The 19626-nt window shown below is 61.3% G+C and carries 20 protein-coding genes; 15 read left to right on the forward strand and 5 right to left on the reverse strand.

What is annotated here, in order from left to right; all coding sequences use genetic code 11:
* The first annotated feature begins 115 nt into the window (after positions 1-115).
* From B0G57_RS31170 to B0G57_RS23870, 9 genes are all read left to right on the forward strand, one after another.
* Positions 116-286 carry a hypothetical protein gene (locus B0G57_RS31170; RefSeq protein WP_018440749.1) on the forward strand — a complete coding sequence of 57 codons (171 nt, stop codon included), beginning with the start codon at positions 116-118 and terminating at the stop codon, positions 284-286.
* Complete coding sequence (locus tag B0G57_RS23835) at positions 279-776, forward strand: hypothetical protein (protein ID WP_018440748.1); 498 nt, start codon at positions 279-281, stop codon at positions 774-776. Before B0G57_RS31170 ends, B0G57_RS23835 begins: the two co-directional genes overlap by 8 nt.
* Positions 777-868: 92 nt before the next feature.
* Positions 869-2911 carry a hypothetical protein gene (locus B0G57_RS23840; protein ID WP_146013391.1) on the forward strand — a complete coding sequence of 681 codons (2043 nt, stop codon included), beginning with the start codon at positions 869-871 and terminating at the stop codon, positions 2909-2911.
* A 2-nt stretch (positions 2912-2913) separates the two neighbouring features.
* The gene (locus tag B0G57_RS23845; protein WP_018440746.1) at positions 2914-3819 is read left to right on the forward strand and encodes a baseplate hub protein; all 906 of its coding nucleotides are present in this window, start codon (positions 2914-2916) and stop codon (positions 3817-3819) included.
* Between the two features lie 122 nt (positions 3820-3941).
* Positions 3942-4196 carry a hypothetical protein gene (locus tag B0G57_RS23850; RefSeq protein WP_020566186.1) on the forward strand — a complete coding sequence of 85 codons (255 nt, stop codon included), beginning with the start codon at positions 3942-3944 and terminating at the stop codon, positions 4194-4196.
* 26 nt (positions 4197-4222) lie between these two features.
* Positions 4223-5047 (forward strand): hypothetical protein, encoded by an 825-nt coding sequence (locus B0G57_RS23855; protein WP_020566185.1) that lies wholly within the window; start codon positions 4223-4225, stop codon positions 5045-5047.
* A gap of 56 nt (positions 5048-5103) precedes the next feature.
* Entirely contained in the window at positions 5104-5622 is a 519-nt protein-coding gene (locus B0G57_RS23860; protein ID WP_018440743.1) for a hypothetical protein, read from the forward strand.
* Positions 5623-5714: 92 nt separating this feature from the next.
* Positions 5715-6044 (forward strand): hypothetical protein, encoded by a 330-nt coding sequence (locus B0G57_RS23865; RefSeq protein ID WP_018440742.1) that lies wholly within the window; start codon positions 5715-5717, stop codon positions 6042-6044.
* Between the two features lie 5 nt (positions 6045-6049).
* Positions 6050-6538: a DUF2213 domain-containing protein gene (locus B0G57_RS23870; RefSeq protein ID WP_018440741.1), complete on the forward strand. Its 489-nt coding sequence runs from the start codon at positions 6050-6052 to the stop codon at positions 6536-6538.
* 219 nt (positions 6539-6757) lie between these two features.
* Here B0G57_RS23870 and B0G57_RS23875 read toward each other — a convergent pair whose 3' ends face one another.
* From B0G57_RS23875 to B0G57_RS23890, 4 genes are all read right to left on the reverse strand, one after another.
* Positions 6758-7732 carry a hypothetical protein gene (locus B0G57_RS23875; RefSeq protein WP_018440740.1) on the reverse strand — a complete coding sequence of 325 codons (975 nt, stop codon included), beginning with the start codon at positions 7730-7732 and terminating at the stop codon, positions 6758-6760.
* Between the two features lie 304 nt (positions 7733-8036).
* Complete coding sequence (gene dnaQ / locus B0G57_RS23880; protein ID WP_018440739.1) at positions 8037-8804, reverse strand: DNA polymerase III subunit epsilon; 768 nt, start codon at positions 8802-8804, stop codon at positions 8037-8039.
* A 66-nt stretch (positions 8805-8870) separates the two neighbouring features.
* Positions 8871-9320, reverse strand: coding sequence for a ribonuclease HI (rnhA, locus tag B0G57_RS23885; protein WP_018440738.1), 450 nt, complete (start codon positions 9318-9320; stop codon positions 8871-8873).
* 1 nt (position 9321) lies between these two features.
* Positions 9322-10200, reverse strand: coding sequence for a class I SAM-dependent methyltransferase (locus B0G57_RS23890; RefSeq protein ID WP_018440737.1), 879 nt, complete (start codon positions 10198-10200; stop codon positions 9322-9324).
* Positions 10201-10218: 18 nt separating this feature from the next.
* Here B0G57_RS23890 and gloB point away from each other — a divergent pair, with 18 nt between their 5' ends.
* The 6 genes from gloB to B0G57_RS23920 all read left to right on the forward strand — a co-directional run bounded on the left by gloB (position 10219) and on the right by B0G57_RS23920 (position 19006).
* Positions 10219-11019 carry a hydroxyacylglutathione hydrolase gene (gloB, locus tag B0G57_RS23895; RefSeq protein WP_018440736.1) on the forward strand — a complete coding sequence of 267 codons (801 nt, stop codon included), beginning with the start codon at positions 10219-10221 and terminating at the stop codon, positions 11017-11019.
* A 196-nt stretch (positions 11020-11215) separates the two neighbouring features.
* Positions 11216-12958 (forward strand): transglycosylase SLT domain-containing protein, encoded by a 1743-nt coding sequence (locus tag B0G57_RS23900; RefSeq protein WP_035468631.1) that lies wholly within the window; start codon positions 11216-11218, stop codon positions 12956-12958.
* A gap of 438 nt (positions 12959-13396) precedes the next feature.
* On the forward strand, positions 13397-14545 hold the full coding sequence (gene carA, locus B0G57_RS23905) for a glutamine-hydrolyzing carbamoyl-phosphate synthase small subunit (RefSeq protein WP_020566184.1): 1149 nt from the start codon (positions 13397-13399) through the stop codon (positions 14543-14545).
* Positions 14546-14626: 81 nt separating this feature from the next.
* Complete coding sequence (gene carB, locus B0G57_RS23910; RefSeq protein ID WP_018440733.1) at positions 14627-17881, forward strand: carbamoyl-phosphate synthase large subunit; 3255 nt, start codon at positions 14627-14629, stop codon at positions 17879-17881.
* Between the two features lie 147 nt (positions 17882-18028).
* Positions 18029-18505 carry a transcription elongation factor GreA gene (greA, locus tag B0G57_RS23915; protein ID WP_018440732.1) on the forward strand — a complete coding sequence of 159 codons (477 nt, stop codon included), beginning with the start codon at positions 18029-18031 and terminating at the stop codon, positions 18503-18505.
* A 12-nt stretch (positions 18506-18517) separates the two neighbouring features.
* Positions 18518-19006, forward strand: a complete 489-nt coding sequence (locus B0G57_RS23920) for a DUF4149 domain-containing protein (RefSeq protein ID WP_035468623.1) — start codon at positions 18518-18520, stop codon at positions 19004-19006.
* Here the strand turns inward: B0G57_RS23920 and B0G57_RS23925 are convergent.
* Positions 18999-19577 (reverse strand): YhbY family RNA-binding protein, encoded by a 579-nt coding sequence (locus B0G57_RS23925; protein WP_018440730.1) that lies wholly within the window; start codon positions 19575-19577, stop codon positions 18999-19001. The genes B0G57_RS23920 and B0G57_RS23925 overlap by 8 nt on opposite strands.
* Positions 19578-19626: the final 49 nt, after the last annotated feature.

A 19626-nucleotide genomic window follows, 5' to 3' on the forward strand; every position in this document is an offset into this window, starting at 1 on the left:
TCTCAGTCATAGGTTGCGTCCGCAAGTTGTAGTTGCGGACGCAAGCCTGCGCTCGTTCAGCTTCCGATTCTAGGTGCGCTTAAATTCGCGCTTACGCTCAACGTATGACGCCGCGTTGCAACTCCGTGTCGAGTTGCACGACTTCAAGCCTGCGCCAGACGAGCATCGCGCGGCGGAACACTTCGAGAGCACGCAATGGTTCAAGGGCACGCAATGGTTCAAGCGCGAGTTCCTCGGTGTTGACCAGCCGATCCAGTACGACTACTTGGAGCGCACCTATGGCTAAGGCCGCCAGCGCGCAAACGAGCGCGGCACTCAACCCTCACGTGCATTTCGTTGAAGGAGTTACGTGGGCACGGGTGATCGCCAGCAAGACCTTCCCGCAAGGCTTCGAGTTCAGCGGCTGGGATTTCGTGGGTGGCATCGATGATGAGGACGGTGACGGCAAACCGTACAACGCCGCACGCATCCCGGCGATTAAGTGCCTTGTGCATGATAGCGACGGCTGGCGGGAGTCGGAGGGTGCCCTAATCGCCCTGAACCTGCGGCCGGACAGTGAAGCCGCGCGCAACCTCGCAATGATTGTCCACGCCGAACATATCGTTACACCCGAATCGGGCATCACGCGTATTCCGGCAAGCGACCGTGTGTCCATGAATTTTGTGTTCGGGTTCGATCCCATCGAGGCGGACTTGTCGGGCGGCTCGCTCATCGCGCGGTACACGGATGAACGCGTGGACCAGTTCACGTTCCTCTTCTCGGACATGTGGAGATAAGCAAAATGGCTGACGAGCTTGATCGCTTCGTTTTGCAGTACAGCGTGGACCTGCGTGACAGTATCGGCCGTCTCGAAAAGCTGCACGAGAAGATGGAGGATGTCGGCAAGAAGAGCGGCAAGGCCGCAATGGACCTGAAGAAGTTTGCCGCAGAGGCATCGGGCGAACTTGGCAAGCTAGTCCCAGGCATGAACGCGGTAGGCGCGGCAGTCCGGGCGATGGGCGCGGAATTCGCGGTGGCCGGTGCGGCCGTTGCTGCGCTCACAATCGGCGTGAAGTCCGTGATGGCCCTTCGCGATCAGTACAACGTGCAACGCGGCGAAGGTATGCTGCTCGGCATATCTGGTGCGCGTGTGGAGGAGATTCAGCGCAAGTTTGTTCGTTCCTCGAATGGCTATGTTAGCCGCGATGCGGCCATCGAAGGACTGCGGCAATTTAACGACCTCACGACCGGCGCTTACAAAGACCCGACTCGCCTTGGCACGGAAGCGCGCAAGGCCATGATGATGGGCGTGAACGTTGGGGCGCTCGGCAACCCCACGAGCACGATGGATCGGCTCGCGGAATTTCAGCAGCGTCTGAAGGCGATGAGCGATGCCGAGGCGCAGGGCCTCGCACAAACGCTAGGTCTAAGTCAAGACTGGGTGCTTGCGCTCAAGCATCAGGCCGCATCGATCCGTGACGTGACCGAACTGACTGCGGCCGAAATCGCCAAGCGCAAAGAGGCGGAGGCGGCAGTTCAAAACCTCAACCAGCAGATGAGCAAGTTGAAGGAGGACTTCAACGAGTTGGAAATCGGCCTCGGCCAGCAAGTCATTCCTGCCATGGACAAGTTCGTCCAATGGCTGACGAAGCTCGTGGACATCTTCAATAAGGCCACGAAGCCCAGCGAGAACACGCGGCCATACAAGATCGTCAACGGCCATCGCGTGAACATCGGCCCCGATCCCGACGCGCAGCACGAAGTCACCTACAAGCAAGGCCGCTACAAGATCGAGAACGGGCACCGCGTGAACCTTCCGGACATCGTGCCTGAGCAGCCGCACGCGGCGGCCAAAGCAGCTGAGGATGAGCGCAAGAAGACGATGGAAGCACTCGACCAGCGGAATGAAGCTGGGAAGAAGGTTGCCGATCAGATGAGTCTCGCCATCAATCAATTTGCCGCGTCTGTTGGAACCTTCGCAGGCGCAATCACCGAGCAACAGGCGTGGGCCGCGTGGGCGGGTGAGATAGGCAAAAGGAACGGTTTGGGCGGCTCGTCCAACGCCGCGCTTCCAGGCACAAAAGCGGCTTCAGGCGGCGCTCGCGGCCTGCGCAACAACAACCCCGGCAACCTCGAATATGGCGACTTCGCCAAGGCTCACGGCGCAACTGGCAGCGATGGGCGTTTCGCCGTCTTCCCAGATATGGCAACGGGTGCGGCTGCACAGCGAGCGCTCCTCGATCAGAACTACTTCGGCAGGGGTCTGAATACGCCGCGTGCAATTGTCGGGAAGTATGCGCCCGCGAGCGAGAACAACCAGGGCGCTTATCTCGCCTTCCTCAAGTCGCGCGGCTTCGATCCGGACAAGGCGGTCACGGACAAGGCTGGATTCTCAGCCGCAATGATGGCTTACGAGTCGGGATATGGCAGCGGCAAAGGCATAGGGATCGGTCGCAGCAACTTGCAGGCGAACAGCGTGGCGCAGGCCATCGCGGACAATCTCCATGTCCCCCTTCTGCAGATTAAGCAAGGCGGCGTGAATCGCGGTGACGTCTCGTTTGCGATCACCCAGTTAAGCCACAGCTTGACCAACGAGTTGATTGGCAAGAGCAACACGCTACAAGCGCAACAGGCAGCGGTGCGGCAGGGATTGTTGAACCCGCAAGTCCCCAACGCAACGATGCGCGAGCTAGCCCAAGCGGCGATGAACTTCCAGTACCTCAAACAGTACAGCGCGGCAATCGAAGCGAATGCACGTGAAGGTGATAGGTCCGTGCTCACGCAAAACGTCCGTCCGGTGGTCAGCCCGAACATCACTATCAACGTGAATGGAGCCGCCAGCCCGCAGGATGTTGCGGCTGAGGTTCAACGGCAACTCACGAAGGCAGGGAACGATTTGCTGGAGCACTATATGACCAGCGAGAAGGGCTAATCATGGCACTCACAAAACGAATCTTGAACGTCGTGATGACGCTTGATAGTGGCGATGTGACGTTGGATGCATCGCTAGACATGCACGTGAATGTCTCGAAGATGGCGTTGGGCCTACAGCACACCTGCACCATCGATGTCTTCGGGTTATCGCAGGCATTGCGGCAGACGCTTTTGTCGCAGTTCACCGCCTGGAACAAACGGCAAATCGAGCAACCGGTTGGCGCTGTCGCCCCTCGCAACAACTTTGTGCCCGTCAAGGTCTACGCCGGATACCACAGCGGATCGGTTGGCCCTGCTGCACCCGGACAGAACACCACGACACTCATCTTCGACGGTTGGGTGGTGTTGTGCGATCCGATCAGCGGACCACCGAATATCGGGGTGCGGCTGACGTGCTATCAACTCGCGCAGCAAAAGACGCAGTTCATTTCGGATGTCGCACCTGCATCGGCTACCGTGGAGCAGTACGCGAATTGGATAGCGAAGCAGATGGGCCTTGCTCGCGTTCTGTGCGTCACCAGCCTGAAGGACAAGGTCATATCGAACCTTTCCGGCACTACTGAGATTGTCGCCGCGCTACTGGTCGACATCCAAGAGGCCTTTCGCCCAAACGTCGCGGCGTTCATCGATAACAATACGCTGATTGTGAAGGATGTGAACCAGGTCATCGACAACTTCAACACGGTGGCCGTGGATGAGTTCATCGGCACTCCGATGTGGACGGAGTGGGGCGTCGAGTTCACTTGTTTGTACGATCCGAAAATCCAACTTGCGGGGGCGGCAACGTTGAAGTCGCTGATGAATCCCGGCTTGAACAAGTCGTGGGTTATTACCGCGCTGAGGTACAACCTGAGCAGCCGCGCTGAACCGTTCTATGTAACGGTGGATGGCTGCCCGCCTGCGTGATGTCTGTTGCAGGAGAACGATGCTGGTGTCGCGTACACCTGCCACGGAGATAATTCTTACACCGGACTTATCGATAGCAGCCTTGTTCGGTACGCCAACTCAACCAGTTAGGAATACTAAACATGAGTATCACCATCAACCACCCCACCATCGTCAACATGGGCGATCTCAACGAAGTCCTTGCGGACGATCACGCGAAGGCGATTTTGATGAAGGGCGTTGAAGAGACGCCTGCCGAACGTGTCACACGCGCGGCTGATTTGGATCGGTTTGCTGTCGCAGAAGGCAACCCTCTGTTGCAGAAAATCGCCAACGTGCTTCGCAACGTATCCGTAATGGATGTGGCCGCGATCAAGGCGCAGGTCGGCGTGCAGTAATCATCAACCTTCAATTGGAGTAGATCATGGTAACCACTATTCGAAACATCAAAATCCCGAAGAACATCATGCACGACCGCACGCCTTACCCGGTGAAGAAGGCCAACGCGGCCAAGCAGCGTGCGCGCGAGGCAGCAGATGCAGCCGCAAGGAACGTTGATCCGGTGTACGCCTCGGTTCTGAGCGCAGGCCGCAAAGGAACAGCAACAGATCAAGTCATCCCTTCCTCGGCGAAGATCAAGCCGTCTGTGAAGGGCATTGCGTACAAGAACAAATTTGAGCGCATCGGCAAGTCCGCACTAGCGCTCGCCAACGGGCTGGATGCAATCGTGAAGATCCAGGCAATGGGTGACGCAGCGCCCAGAAATCTTCGCGACATTGCCGATGCGACGCTGCAAAGGATCGCTTGCACTATCCCGAAGATCAACGCCGCGCTCGACTCCTTGCTGTCCGAGCAAGCAACCACGGGCGGCCAATACGGCTCGCGCGGCGCAACGGCCAATTCGAACATCGAGGAACAGGCCCGCGCAATCGCGAAGATACGTTGCGCTGAGATGGGCAGCGTGTCGGAAGAGGACGAGGAAGCCCACTACCAAGCCGCGCTGAAAGAGTTGCAGCGAAACGCCATGGACAGCCGCAGCGGCCAATATGTCGCGATGGATCACGAGACGCGCCTCCAAATGGAAGTCGCGGCAGGAAAGGTCGCGCGGTTGAAGGTGGCACAAGCCGTCGGTGATGCAGGCGACATTGTTCGCGCCAAGCACGGCATGGAGCCGCGCACGCTCGTTGGCGATGAAGTGTATGCGCTGTTCAAAGGTCTGCGCGTGACCACGGAAGCTCGCCGCAAGTAACACGATGCAAGGCGGCTGGGAAGCTGGCCGCCCAATTGAATCAGGAGTTCTAAGCAATGAACAAGCGTCAAGCAGAGCAGGTTCTTTATGCGTGCCTGTGTGAGGCAATGAATGTCCGCCGCACAATCAACGGCTTTCAGCCGAACTTCCACGACTTCAAGCTCATCTCGAACATCAACAGGGATGAGAATGGTTTCATCAGGCTGTTCTCCGGCGCCTTTCAGACAGGCTCAATCACCGTTATCCCGTTTGCGCTGTCGTTTGAGGGCGGACGCGCCAGGTCCGGACTCGGGCAGATTGCCGCGAATCTATCCCTCAATTCCATTAACGAGCAGGTGTGCATCTTTATCTCGATCATCAACTACCTGCGCGCAATCGGAGAAATCAATACGCCGATTGTTGCGTACAAAGAGATGGTTACACGTGGAGGCCGGTTCGCTGGGCGGCTTGCTGCGTGGGAGGCCTTCGACAAGTTCCGCGAGCGGGTGTTGAAGACGACCGTTCCGTATGATCTGTCCATCGAATTGTTCGAGGCGTTGTACTGCGAGGAAGCGAAAGAGGCAGCCGCTGCATGATCGAGTGGCTATCGTTGTTCGCTTTCGATCAAAACTTTGGTCGAAGCAGGATGCGCCCTCTATAAGCGATTCAAGCGCGAAAGGAAACGGAAATGAAAGACATACTTAAGGACATCGAAAGTGGCGCCGCTCAAGCGCGTGTAAAGCGTCGGCTCGGCCTCGTCAACTGGACGAAGGAGAACGCTATTGCCGGGTGCGTTGAAGTCAGTCGCGATCCATCGGCCACGGCAGCAGAGCGGAAGGATGCGCGCAACACGATTCTTTTGTTGGTAGGCGCAATCGATGGGTTCACAGATCGTGATGGCGAAGACAATATGCGGCCGGAATCGTTCGTTCAACTCTATCCCAACTCGCCGGATACGCCGCGCCTGCAAGCGCAGATCGATGCTAGTCGGACAATCGAGAAGTCTTCGCGGCGTTAACGGTCATGGCGATCAGGCTGAACGAAGACTGGTCCGTGACGTTCACGGACTCCCGGATATTTCGAGCAGGCGTAATGCCTCTGTTCGACTGCGAAGTGGAGCGACCGTTCCGCCGCATGCGTGGGCGCGGCAATACCTTCTATCCAGCCGACGAGTTGGCGCGCGCCGAATTCCTTGAAACGCTCGAAGGCTTGCCGCTGCTCGTCACGCACGAAGGGATGAGCAAACAAGGATTCACAAGCAATGGCGCGTTCGATGGCGAGTGGGTGCGCGCTGATGTGACGGTATCCGGGATTGAAGCATTGGCTAAGGTTTTCGCGGAGGGGATGGTCCAGGTATCGCTCGCGACCAAAGGGAAGTTTGTGCGAAAGCAACTCTGGGCAATAGATCGCGGCTACCAGGAAATTTGCGATGGTCATAGCTTTGACCTTCGCGCAGTGCACCTTGCCATCGTGCCTCTCGGAAGAGTGCAAGGGGCGCGGCTGGACTTTTGATGGCGGCAGGACCAACCAGGAAGTGACCTTTTCGCGTCGTGAAAGCCCGTTGATGGATGGACTAGGCCGCAGCGGCTGGAAGGATTCTGCGGCCTCATTTTGGTCGCGCGTTCCCCGTTCGTACACTTCATAGCCAACGGATGGTCCTCAGCGCGTCCCGTAGGCCATCCGATTCAGCGCGGGAATGTTCGCGCTTGCCGAGCTAGGGCAGGGGCAGTCCTATTTGCTTGGCGCGGCAGACGTTGCTTTCTTTAGGGCGTCCAGCCCAGCCGCTTCGGTACTCGGATATTTCTCATCGAGTTTTAACCAGACGTTGACCCGCATCACCATCTGAGCGGAAAGCTTTCCGTCCTTCTCCATTTGCTTAAGTGTATCGATAGACGAGTCGGGATCGCCCGCGCTCTGGTCGAAGTCCTTCATGCTCGTGTCATAGATCAAGTCTGACGCCTCAACCATCGTTTTGATTTGCTCGATCTGCTGAGCGTGCGCGGCGTCTCGTTGCATCCGCACGAGGGTCGTTTGTGCTTGGTCGAAAATACGCTGATCGTCTGGCGACAGCGCATTGCGGTCGACATGCGCAACGTGATATTTCTGCTGCAGTTGCTTCGCTGCGGCCGCTGCGGCGTCCAATTCGGGTGCGTTCAACGCGGCGAGAGACGGCTGCTCCTGCAAGTAAAGCGCCCAAACTAAGGTGCAGTGGTCTTCCTTGGGCGGGTTGAATGTGTTGACCGGACTGATGTCCTGCAGAATTGCTGGCGTCACGTCCGCCATATAGTCGGAACTCTTTTCGTCCGGGTCGCGGCCCCAGCGGTATTTTGCATCCACTGACTCCGTCATCTCTTCGATTAGCTGCAAGTGCTTGGAGTATCGACTCTCGATGAGCCTGTGCCACTGAAGCGCCATTAAGCGGCTCCGAATCTCGCCCAACTGCTCGTTGTCTTTGCCGGATAGTTGTTCGCCCACTGGCCGCTTCGGATCGTGCGCTTTGTCGGCCAGCGCCTTCATCTTGTCGAGCAGCGGCATCGTGGTTGGGGACAGTTCAGCGACGCGGCGATCAGACTCGTACATCCGGACGCCGATCACGTCTGGAACGGTGCAATCGGCCATCTTTCGGGAGGTGACGCTGGCTGGTTCCTCTGCGCGGCAAATCGATGCGGCCACTAACAGCGCGAACAGCGGCAAGGTGGTCTTCACGGTTGGTCCCCTCGTTTTTCGAGCATCATACTTCAGGGGAAAGCCGCAACGTGACCCGCGCAACTGCCTTTCTGCGTCCGTCGGGTAAAATAAAGTGCCTGAGCAATCCCGCTCGGCATACGGCCGAAGGACTCTGGTAGGACTTGAGTGTGGAAATCGGTGGACGGGCTGCTCGCCTAAGTGCTTGATTTCTAAGGGCATCAACCTTAGACGAGTGCCGTGTGAAGGCAGTGCTCTACCGCTGAGCTAACCACCCGAAGAGCCACGGATTATGACAGACCTGTCGTGGCCCGGCAAGTGCTTTTTAAGCGGCTTGCGCAACCGCGGAATCCCCGCCGGCTTCGGAAGAAGCAGGGGCAGGGGGCTCGTGCCGCCAGACGCTCGTGCCCTTGATGGCCTTGTCGATATCGTCGAGCACAGCCTGGTGCGCACTAAGCTCATCGGCATCGGCAGCGACCACCGGCAACGACATCGATTCAAACGACACCATCGGCCGCGCCGAAACCACATCGCTCTTACTCGATGGCTCCCCGAGCATATCGATGACGAGGCTTTCCTGCCCACGCGTCATCGCAAGGTAGACCTCGGCCAACAATTCCGCGTCGAGCAACGCACCATGCAGCGTGCGATGCGCGTTGCTCACGCCGAACCGGTCGCAAAGCGCATCGAGCGAGTTCCGCTTACCGGGGAACATCGTCTTCGCTTGCACGAGCGTGTCGACGCAGCTTGCATAGTGCTCCCGGAACGACGGCAGCCCCAGCAGCGAAAACTCGACCTCGAGAAACCCGAGGTCGAACGGCGCGTTGTGAATGATGAGCTCCGCGCCTTGCAGATAGTCGCGCAGTTCGTCGACGATCTCCGCGAACTTGGGCTTGTCGCGCAGGAACTCGGTCGTGAGCCCGTGAACCGCAAGCGCGCCCGGATCGCTGTCGCGCTCGGGGTTGATATAGAAGTGCAGATTGTTGCCAGTGAGGCGCCGATTCACGATTTCGACGCCGCCAATTTCGATGATGCGGTCGCCGGTGCGGGCATTGAGGCCTGTTGTTTCAGTGTCCAGGACAATCTGGCGCATATTCTTGTTACTCGCTTGAAGACGATGTCGAATGTCGAAGAAAGCGTAAAACGGAAAACGCAGCGCTCAGCCTTGTTCCGCCAGTGCGTTGACGCCACGGTTGGCGAGCGCGTCGGCGCGCTCGTTCTCGGGATGTCCCGCATGCCCCTTGACCCAGCGCCATTCAATCTGATGAATCGACGCGAGATCGTCGAGCCGCCGCCAGAGATCGGCATTTTTCACGGGCGTGCGCGCCGCCGTCATCCAGTTCTTCTTCTTCCAGCCGTGAATCCACTCGCTGATGCCTTTCTGCACATACTGCGAATCGGTATGGACCACGACATTGCAGGGTCGCTTCAGCGCCTCGAGCGCGGCAATCACGGCCATGAGCTCCATTCGATTGTTGGTCGTGGACGGCTCGCCGCCAAAAAGCTCTTTTTCCTGCGTGCCATAGCGCAACAGCGCGCCCCATCCGCCGGGGCCCGGGTTGCCTTTGCACGCGCCGTCCGTAAAGATTTCGATGAACTCGGTCGTCACTTCAAATACTCGGGTTGTGTGTCTTGTGGGTGGCGGCGGGCGTAAGTCCTGTGGCGAGCACCGGCTTTTTGACCTTGACTGGGCCAATTAGCCGCATGCCGCGCACGCGCTTGACGGCCGTGACCATGTAGACCGCGCCGAAGATCGGCCACCACCGATCGCCGGCCTGCTCCATGAACGCAAAACGCGAAAGCCATGTTTCGCCGTCGAGGGGCGGACGATAGCAGCCGAAGCGTCCGCGTTCAAGCTCGAAACCGAGCAGCTTGATCCAGTCCTTGATTCGCGTGAAGGCGATGAGATCGTGCGCGGCCGGCACGAATGGGCGTCCCGTCATCTTGCCGACCGATTGGCGCGCGCCCCAAAGGCTCAACGAATTGAACCCGAGGATGATGAGCTGCCCCTCCGGCATCAGCACGCGCTCGGCTTCGCGCAGCAGCCGGTGCGGATCGCGCGTGAATTCGAGCGTGTGCGGCATGACGATCAGATCGACGCTTTGCGCCTCGAACGGCAGATCGAGCAGATCGCACCAGACCGTCGTCCTGCCGTCGGGCGCATGGCGATCGCTTGGTACGGGCGACGAGTTCGGCGCGCCGGGCAAGGGCGCGGAGCCCGGCAACTCGGGGCCGGCGACATGCGGCGAGCGCGCAGGCGGATAAGTGTAGGGCGCACTCGCCCCGCTCGCCGAATCGAGCACGAGGCCGCGACATGGCATGCGGTTCTCGCGCAGCGCATCGAGTCGCGGCAGCCCGAGCTGGAGCGCGTGATACCCGAACACGTTGAAGACGACGCGGTCGAGTTGCGCCTGCTCCCACTCGAGTACATAGCGCCCGGGCGGAGAATCGGTCCAGGCGGGCCAGTCTATAATCGGTCGATCAGACATCGGTTGACAAAGTCGCCTATGAAAACGCTCGAATACGTGCCGGTGCCGGCGTTTGCGGACAACTACATCTGGCTCGTGTCCGACGGCCGTGATGCGGTCGCGGTCGACCCGGGCGAAGCCGCCCCCGTTCGCGCCTATCTGGCAAAACGAGGCTGGCGACTGAGCGCTATTCTACTCACGCACCACCATGCCGACCACGTCGGCGGAGTGGCCGACTTGTGCCGCGATGCGTCAATTGCTCCCATCCCCGTTTACGGGCCTGCCGCCGAAGCGATCGCCGAAGTGACGCATTCGGTCTCGGGCGGCGATCACGTGAGGATCGAGGCACCCGCGCTCGAACTGACGGTGCTCGACGTACCGGGCCACACGCGCGGACACATCGCTTACTTTCAAGCCGGCCGCGGCGAACATGCCCCTCATGTCTTTTGCGGGGACACGCTTTTTGCTTGCGGATGCGGTCGTCTCTTCGAGGGCACCCCCTCGCAAATGCTCGCATCGTTGGATGCGCTCGCCGCGCTGCCCGGCGAGACGCAGGTCCATTGCGCGCACGAGTACACGTTGTCGAACATCCGCTTTGCGCTCGCCTGCGAACCGGGCAATGCCGAGCTCGCCGCCTGGCGTGACGAAGCCGCCGCCCGGCGTGCTCGCAACGAGCCGACGCTCCCGACGACTATCGCTCACGAGCGCGCCGTCAATCCGTTCCTGCGCGCGGACAGCCCCGAGATCCGCCGCACGCTCGCGGACGAACTGCATGAGGAGGTCGCGGATCGCCTCGCCTCGTTCACGCTGATGCGGGAGTGGAAGAACCGCTTTCGCTAAGGGCGCAGGGCATCTATTCTTTTCTTGCACGCTTTGCCAAGCTGGCCGCCGGACTGTGCGCCATCCCTCGCGCCGGGCCGCGAAAATGTGTGCCAAGCCCCGGATTTGACAAGCTTTTTTACGATTTTTGGTTGACGTCTGCGGCGGGCTTTCGTACTATCGCTCGCAATTTGCAGCTTTGGAAGCCGAGACGTTCATGCGATTGATCCTAAGTGCGCTATTGGTCTTGATGCTCGCCGCCTGTGCGAGTCAAGGCCCTGCGACGAACCCCTCCACCGACGCTTCCAACTCGCAAACCCCCACCGATACGCTGCGCACTGCCACCGCCAAACAAACGATCGACGTAGACAACAGCTCGGTCGAGCAACTTACCACGCAGGACACCGATCTTTGGGCGCGCATTCGGCGCGGCTTTCAGATTCCTGATTTGCAGGGCGACCTCGTCGATGCGCAGGTCAGCTGGTACGCGCAGCGTCCCGATTACGTCCAGCGCATGACGGACCGCTCGCAGAAGTATCTCTATTACATCGTCGAGGAACTCGAGTCGCGCAATATGCCGACGGAGCTTGCCCTCCTGCCTTTCATCGAGTCGGCGTACAACCCGCAGGCGCTATCGGTCGCGAAGGCGGCCGGCATGTGGCAGTTCGTGCCCGATACGGGCCGCACGTTCAATTTGAAGCAGAACATGTGGCAGGACGAGCGGCGCGACGTGCTCGCCTCGACGGAGGCGGCGCTCGACTATCTGTCGCGCCTGCATGACATGTTCGGCGACTGGTACTTGGCGCTCGCGGCTTACAACTGGGGTGAAGGAAACGTTCAGCGCGCCATCGCGCGTAACCAGGCGGCCGGCTTGCCGACGGACTACGCGAGCCTGCGCATGCCGAACGAGACGCGTAACTACGTGCCGAAGCTGCAAGCCGTGAAGAACATCGTGATGAATCCCCAGGTATATGGGCTTTCGTTGCCGTCGATTCCGAACCATCCCTATTTCGTGTCCGTGACGACGTCGCGTGATATCGACGTCGAGGTGGCGGCCAAGCTCGCCAACCTGTCGCTCGACGAATTCCGCGCGCTCAACCCATCGTTCAAGAAGCCCGTCATTCTCGGCGCGACGCAGCCGCAGATCCTGCTTCCGTTCGACAATGCGAGCGCCTTCGAGCGCAATCTGAAGTCGTACGACGGACAACTGTCGTCGTGGACCACCTATACGGTGACGGAGCGCACGCGTCCGGCCGCGCTCGCCGAAAAGCTCGGTGTCGATCCGGACATGCTCGTGTCCGTCAACAAGATTCCGGCGCACATGCGCCTGAAGCCGGGCTCGACGCTGCTCGTGCCGCGCGGCGATGACGACGACGAGGACATCAGCGCGGATATCGCGGAAAGCGCCGTGCTCGCGATGGAGCCCGACGTTCCCGACACGCGCAAGATGCTGATCCGCATTCGCCGCAAGCAGTCGTTCGCCGCCGTCGCTGACCGGTATCACGTTTCGATCGCGCAGTTGAAGGCGTGGAACAAGACGCGGCGCGACACGGCATTGCCGGGGCAACTCATCGTGCTGCACGTGCCGGTCGGCAAGCCCGTGCCGGCCGAGCCGGGCCCGCAGAGAATCGCGACGACGATTCCGGCGGACGCCCACGTCGAAAAGGTCGAGGCTCGCCCGGCGACCACCAAGGCGTCCGCCAAGACGCCCGCGAAATCCGTGGCGAAGGCGGGTTCGCGCCACGAGAAAGCGGTGGCGAGCAAAAGCCGCGGCGGGGCCGCCAAGGCAAAAGTCGCGGCTGCGGCTGCGGCTCCGGCGGCCGGCAAGAGCGCTTCCGTGAAGAAAACCGCAGCGCCGCAAAAGGCGGCGGACTCGTCCAAGCCGGCTCGCAAGACGGCCAAAGCCGCGCAAGGCGGCGAAAAGGTCGCGGCCGAGTCTTCGAGGAGCAAGCAACAGTAAGCGGCAGGAGTTCGGCTTTGCTTCGTTGCTTCGCTTCGTGCTTTGCTTAGTTTTAGGCAGCGCTTCGGCTTCGTTTTATACTGGCTGCTGGCACGCTGCTCGGCGCGCAGGGCCGGACTCACCGGCAAGCCGGCAACGAGCGAGCTGCCGCACTCCGCATGCCGATTGTAGGGAAGGGGCTTTCAGGCTATAATTCGAAAGTTTTGCATATTCAACCCGCACCCTAGCGCCTACCTCTCCCATCCCGTTCATCCGCCGCTCGATGCGCCGTTTGGTGTTGCCAGTGCCGGCATCGCGACCACCGCGACCGTGCCCGTGGACCGTAAGTCCCGCAAACCGAACGATGCGAAGCGGAACGTCGAGCGCCGCTTCGGTCGAGCGCGACAGCCACGTGGCGGATGACAGGTCGGCAACAGGGTGTTCCCCAAGGAGCTTCCCGTGTTGCCGTCTTTTCCTCCCGCTCTGCTAGCACTTGCCGACGGCACGGTCTTTCGCGGCTACTCGATCGGCGCCGCCGGCCATACGATCGGCGAGGTCGTGTTCAACACAGCGATCACAGGCTATCAGGAAATCCTGACCGACCCGAGCTACGCGCGTCAGATCGTGACGCTCACCTATCCGCACATCGGCAACGTCGGCGCCAACGGCGAGGATGTCGAGTCGACGAAGGTCCATGCGGCCGGCCTCGTCATCCGCGATCTGCCCGTGCGCGCCTCGAACTTCCGCAGCGAGCGCACGCTCGTCGAATATCTGCGTGACGAGGGTGTCGTCGCCATCGCCGGCATCGACACGCGGCATCTCACGCGCATTTTGCGAGACAAGGGCGCGCAAAACGGCTGCGTGCTGGCGGGCAGCGACGACGAGGCGCGCGCCATCGAGCTCGCGCGCTCGTTCCCCGGCCTGGCCGGGATGGATCTCGCGAAGGTCGTCTCGACGACGAAGCCCTACGAATGGACGCAGACGGAATGGCGACTCGGCAGCGGCTTCGGCGCGCAGCGCGCGCCGCGCTATCGCGTCGTCGCGTTCGACTACGGCGTCAAGCACAACATCTTGCGCATGCTCGCCGAGCGCGGCTGCCACGTGACCGTACTCCCCGCTCAGGCGAGCGCGGCCGAGGCGCTGGCACTCAATCCTGACGGGATTTTCCTCTCGAACGGTCCCGGCGATCCGGAGCCGTGCGACTACGCAATCGCCGCGACGAAAGAGTTCATCGAGCGCGGCGTTCCGACTTTCGGCATCTGCCTCGGCCACCAGATTATGGGGCTCGCGATCGGCGCGAAGACGATGAAGATGAAGACGGGCCATCACGGCGCGAACCATCCCGTGAAGGACTTGGCCGACGGGCGCGTCGTGATCACGTCGCAAAACCATGGCTTCGCCGTCGATACCGAAACACTGCCGGCCAATGCGCGCGTGACCCACGTGTCGCTCTTCGACGGCACGCTGCAGGGTTTCGAATTGACCGACAAGCCCGCGTTCTGCTTCCAAGGTCATCCGGAAGCATCGCCGGGCCCGCATGACATCGGGTATCTGTTCGACCGCTTTACCGCGCTGATGGACGCGAAGCGGAACAGCGCGGCCGCGTGAGCGCGATGCGTGAGGCGACGTGCGTGGCCGGGCCACCCGTCGCGAGAGCAGAGAACCCAGGAATCCAATAGCGAGAGCGTTATGCCCAAGCGGACAGACATCAAAAGCATTCTCATCATCGGCGCGGGGCCGATCATCATCGGACAGGCGTGCGAATTCGACTACTCGGGCGCACAGGCATGCAAGGCGTTGCGCGAGGAAGGCTACAAAGTCATCCTCGTCAACAGCAATCCGGCCACGATCATGACCGACCCGAACACGGCGGACGTGACCTATATCGAGCCGATCACCTGGGGGGTGGTCGAGCGCATCATCGAAAAGGAGCGCCCCGACGCAATCCTGCCGACGATGGGCGGGCAGACGGCGCTCAACTGCGCGCTCGATCTGCATCATCACGGCGTCCTGGCCGAGTATGGCGTTGAACTCATCGGCGCGTCACCCGAAGCGATCGACAAGGCGGAAGACCGCCAGAAGTTCAAGGATGCGATGACGAAGATCGGGCTTGGCTCGGCGAAATCGGGCGTCGCGCATTCGATGGACGAGGCGCTGAAGGTGCAGGCCGACATCGCGGCGCAAACGGGCGGCCTCGGCTATCCCGTCGTCATTCGGCCTTCGTTCACGCTCGGCGGCTCCGGCGGTGGCATTGCATACAACCGTCAGGAGTTCGAGGAAATCTGCCGGCGCGGGCTCGACCTGTCGCCGACGCACGAGCTTCTGATCGAAGAGTCGCTGCTCGGCTGGAAAGAGTACGAAATGGAGGTCGTGCGCGATCGCCAAGACAACTGCATCATCGTCTGCTCGATCGAGAACCTCGACCCGATGGGCATCCACACGGGCGATTCGATCACCATCGCGCCCGCGCAGACGCTCACCGACAAGGAATATCAGCTGCTGCGCAATGCGTCGCTCGCGGTGCTGCGCGAAATCGGCGTCGATACGGGTGGCTCGAACGTTCAGTTCGCCATCAACCCGCAAGACGGGCGCGTCATCGTGATCGAGATGAATCCGCGCGTCTCGCGCTCGTCTGCGCTCGCATCGAAAGCGACGGGCTTTCCGATCGCGAAGGTGGCGGCGAAGCTCGCCGTCGGCTACACGCTCGACGAGCTCAAGAACGAGATCACGGGCGGTCAGACGCCAGCTTCGTTCGAGCCGACGATCGACTATGTCGTGACCAAAGTGCCGCGCTTCGCGTTCGAAAAATTCCGCGAGGCGGATTCCCATCTGACGACGCAGATGAAATCGGTCGGCGAGGTGATGGCGATCGGCCGCACGTTCCAGGAGTCGTTCCAGAAGGCACTGCGCGGCCTCGAAGTCGGCGTCGACGGCCTCGACGAAAAGACGACGAACCACGACGAGATCGTGCGCGAGATCGGCGAGCCGGGACCCGACCGCATCTGGTATGTCGGCGACGCGTTCCGCATCGGCATGACGGTCGACGAGGTGTTTGAAGAGACCGCGATCGACCCTTGGTTCCTGGCGCAGATCGAGGAAATCGTACGCAAGGAGAAAGCGCTCGCGGGCCGCTCGCTCGCAAGCCTGACGAAAGACGAGCTGCGCTTCTTGAAGCAAAGCGGCTTTTCGGATCGCCGTCTTGCGAAACTGCTCGGCGCGGCGCCGGCCGACGTGCGGCGCCGCCGCATCGAGCTCGACGTGCGTCCCGTGTACAAGCGGGTCGATACCTGCGCAGCCGAATTCGCGACGAAAACGGCCTACATGTACTCGACCTATGAGGAGGAGTGCGAAGCACAACCCACCTCGAACAAGAAGATCATGGTGCTCGGCGGCGGGCCGAACCGGATCGGGCAGGGCATCGAGTTCGACTACTGCTGTGTCCATGCCGCGCTCGCGATGCGCGAAGATGGCTACGAGACCATCATGGTCAATTGCAACCCCGAGACGGTGTCGACGGACTACGACACGTCCGATCGCCTTTACTTCGAGCCGCTGACGCTCGAAGACGTGCTCGAAATCGTCGACAAGGAAAAACCGCTCGGCGTGATCGTCCAGTATGGCGGTCAGACGCCGCTCAAGCTCGCGCTCGACCTGGAGGCGAACGGCGTGCCGATCATCGGCACGTCGCCCGACATGATCGACGCGGCCGAGGATCGCGAACGCTTCCAGAAGCTCTTGAAGGAGCTGCAACTGCGCCAGCCGCCCAACCGGACCGCGCGCACCGAGGACGAAGCGCTCGCGCTCGCCGACGAGATCGGCTATCCGCTCGTCGTGCGGCCGTCCTACGTGCTCGGTGGACGCGCAATGGAGATCGTGCACGAGCCGCGCGATCTCGAGCGTTACATGCGCGAGGCCGTGAAGGTTTCGAACCATTCCCCTGTGCTGCTGGACCGCTTCCTCAATGATGCGATCGAATGCGACGTCGACTGCATTTCCGACGGCAAGGCGGTTTTCATCGGCGGGGTGATGGAGCACATCGAGCAGGCCGGCGTTCACTCGGGCGATTCGGCGTGCTCGCTGCCGCCTTACTCGCTCTCCCGGGAGACCGTAGCCGAGTTGAAGCGTCAGACGGCCGCGATGGCGCGCGCCCTGAGCGTCGTCGGCCTCATGAACGTGCAGTTTGCGATCCAGCAGGCGAGAGCGGCCGACGGGTCGATCGAGGACATCATCTACGTGCTCGAGGTGAATCCGCGCGCCTCGCGCACGGTGCCGTACGTGTCGAAGGCAACGGGCCTTGCGCTGGCGAAGATCGCTGCCCGGACGATGGCCGGGCAGACGCTCGAGCAGCAGGGCGTGACGAAGGAAGTCGAGCCGCCGTACTTCAGCGTGAAGGAAGCCGTGTTCCCGTTCGTCAAATTCCCGGCGGTGGACCCGGTGCTCGGCCCCGAGATGCGCTCGACGGGCGAAGTGATGGGCGTCGGCAAGACGTTCGGCGAGGCGCTCTTCAAGTCGCAGCTCGCCGCCGGCTCGCGCCTGCCTGAATCGGGCACGGTATTGCTCACGGTCATGGATGCGGACAAGACGAAGGCGGTCGAAGTCGCGCGCATGCTGCACGAGCTGGGCTACCCGCTCGTGGCGACGAAGGGGACGGCTGCGGCGATCGCGGCGGCGGGCGTGCCGGTGAAGGTCGTCAACAAGGTCAAGGATGGCCGGCCGCATATCGTCGACATGATCAAGAACGGCGATATCGCGCTCGTCTTCACGACCGTCGACGAAACGCGCGCGGCCATCGCCGATTCGCGGTCCATCCGCATGAGCGCGCAGGCGAACAAGGTCACTTACTACACGACGATGTCGGGCGCGCGCGCGGCCGTCGAAGGTCTGCGCTATCTGAAAAACCTCGAGGTCTACGATTTACAAGGGCTACACGCTCGCCTAAACTAGTCCTTCGATTACTCATATGAGCGGGGTCGAATCATGGCCCCCGATGCCGCGGTTAAGCGGCGTCCCCTCCGGTGGCGATTGGCGCCTGACGGGATGCACTTAACCGCGGTGCTTTTTTATTGCCGTTTTTTGCTTACTGATCTGTCTATGAGCACCATTCCACTGACGAAGCGGGGCGCCGATCAATTGCGCGACGAATTGCAGCGGCTGAAGTCGGTCGAGCGTCCGTCGGTCATCCATTCGATCGCCGAGGCGCGCGCGCAAGGAGACCTGTCCGAAAACGCCGAATACGATGCGGCCAAGGAAAAACAGGGATTCATCGAAGGACGAATCGCCGAAATCGAGTCGAAGCTCGCCGCTGCGCAGGTGATCGACCCGGCGTTGCTCGATGCCGATGGCCGAGTCGTTTTCGGCTCCACCGTGCAGCTCGAAGACCTCGATTCGGGCGATATCGTGACGTACCAGATCGTCGGCGACGACGAGGCCGACATCGACCATGGGCTGATTTCGATCAGCTCGCCGATCGCGCGCGCGCTGATCGGCAAGTCCGACGGCGACGTCGCTCAAGTGCAGGCGCCCGGCGGCGTCCGCGAGTACGAAATCATTTCGGTCCGTTACGTCTGACGAGCGCTCGAGGTGTCTGTCGCTCCGTACCGCATATTCAGGCTCCTCATTGTGATTTGGGTCGGCAGCCTGCTCACGATCGGCTATGCCGCCGCGCCGACGCTGTTTGCGACGCTCGATCGTATCGCCGCCGGCACGGTCGCGGCCAAGCTGTTCCGGATCGAGGCGTTCGTCGGCGTGTTCTGCGGCGTATTGTCGCTGGCGCTCGGCAATCTGCTCGTGCGCCGCGGCGCAACGGGCTACCGCCCACTGCGCTGGCTGTTGGCGGCGATGCTCGCCTGTGTACTCATCGGCTACTTCTCGCTGCAGCCGTTCATGGAAGCCATGAGGCACGCGGCGCTCGGTGCCGGCGTCGACGTGGGACATTCGGCCTATGCGGCGCGTTTTGGGCTGCTGCACGGCGTTTCGACCGTCATTTACCTCATCGAAAGCCTGTTGGGCCTCGTGCTCGTCTGGAAGCTGCCGGCCGGCGAACCGCCGGCCATGACGAGCGTTACTTGACCGACTGGTGCTGACGCTTCGCGCTGGTTTGGCGTTTTTTGGCTCGCTTGATCGTTCCGCCCGCGGTGACACGCTCGTTGCCCCGCACGAGAACTGTCTGCGGCTTCGGGCGCCGTGTCGGGTTGTCGGTTTGCTTGACCACTTTGACGAGGCGCGGCGCCGCGCCGCGCGTGGTTTTCGGGGCGCCTTGGGCCTCTTTGGCTGCGGCCGCCTCGCCGGCGCTCGGCATGGCCGTCGGGCGCTTCGCGCGGCTCGTGCCGGCTGGTTGCGCTTTTTGTGCGCTGCGTTCGGGCACGGCGGCCGGTTTCCAGACGACGAGCAGCTTGCCGATATGCTGAATCGGCGCGGCGCCGAGCTCGTCGCAGATGCGCTCATAGATGGCAGTCCGTGCTTCGCGTTCGTCGCTGAACACGCGGATCTTGATGAGCTGATGGGCGGCGAGGTGGACCTTGATTTCGGCCAGCACAGCCTCGGTCAGCCCCTCGGCCCCGATCAATACGACCGGCTTGAGAGCGTGCGCCTGAGCGCGCAGTTCAGCGCGTTGCGCGGGAGAAACTTTGAGGGCTGGCATAGGGAAAATTGGGAGATCGGCAAGTCGACTAAAATGTGGGCGGCGGCAC

Origin of the sequence: Trinickia symbiotica (assembly GCF_002934455.1) — a bacterium.
GTDB lineage: Bacteria > Pseudomonadota > Gammaproteobacteria > Burkholderiales > Burkholderiaceae > Trinickia > Trinickia symbiotica.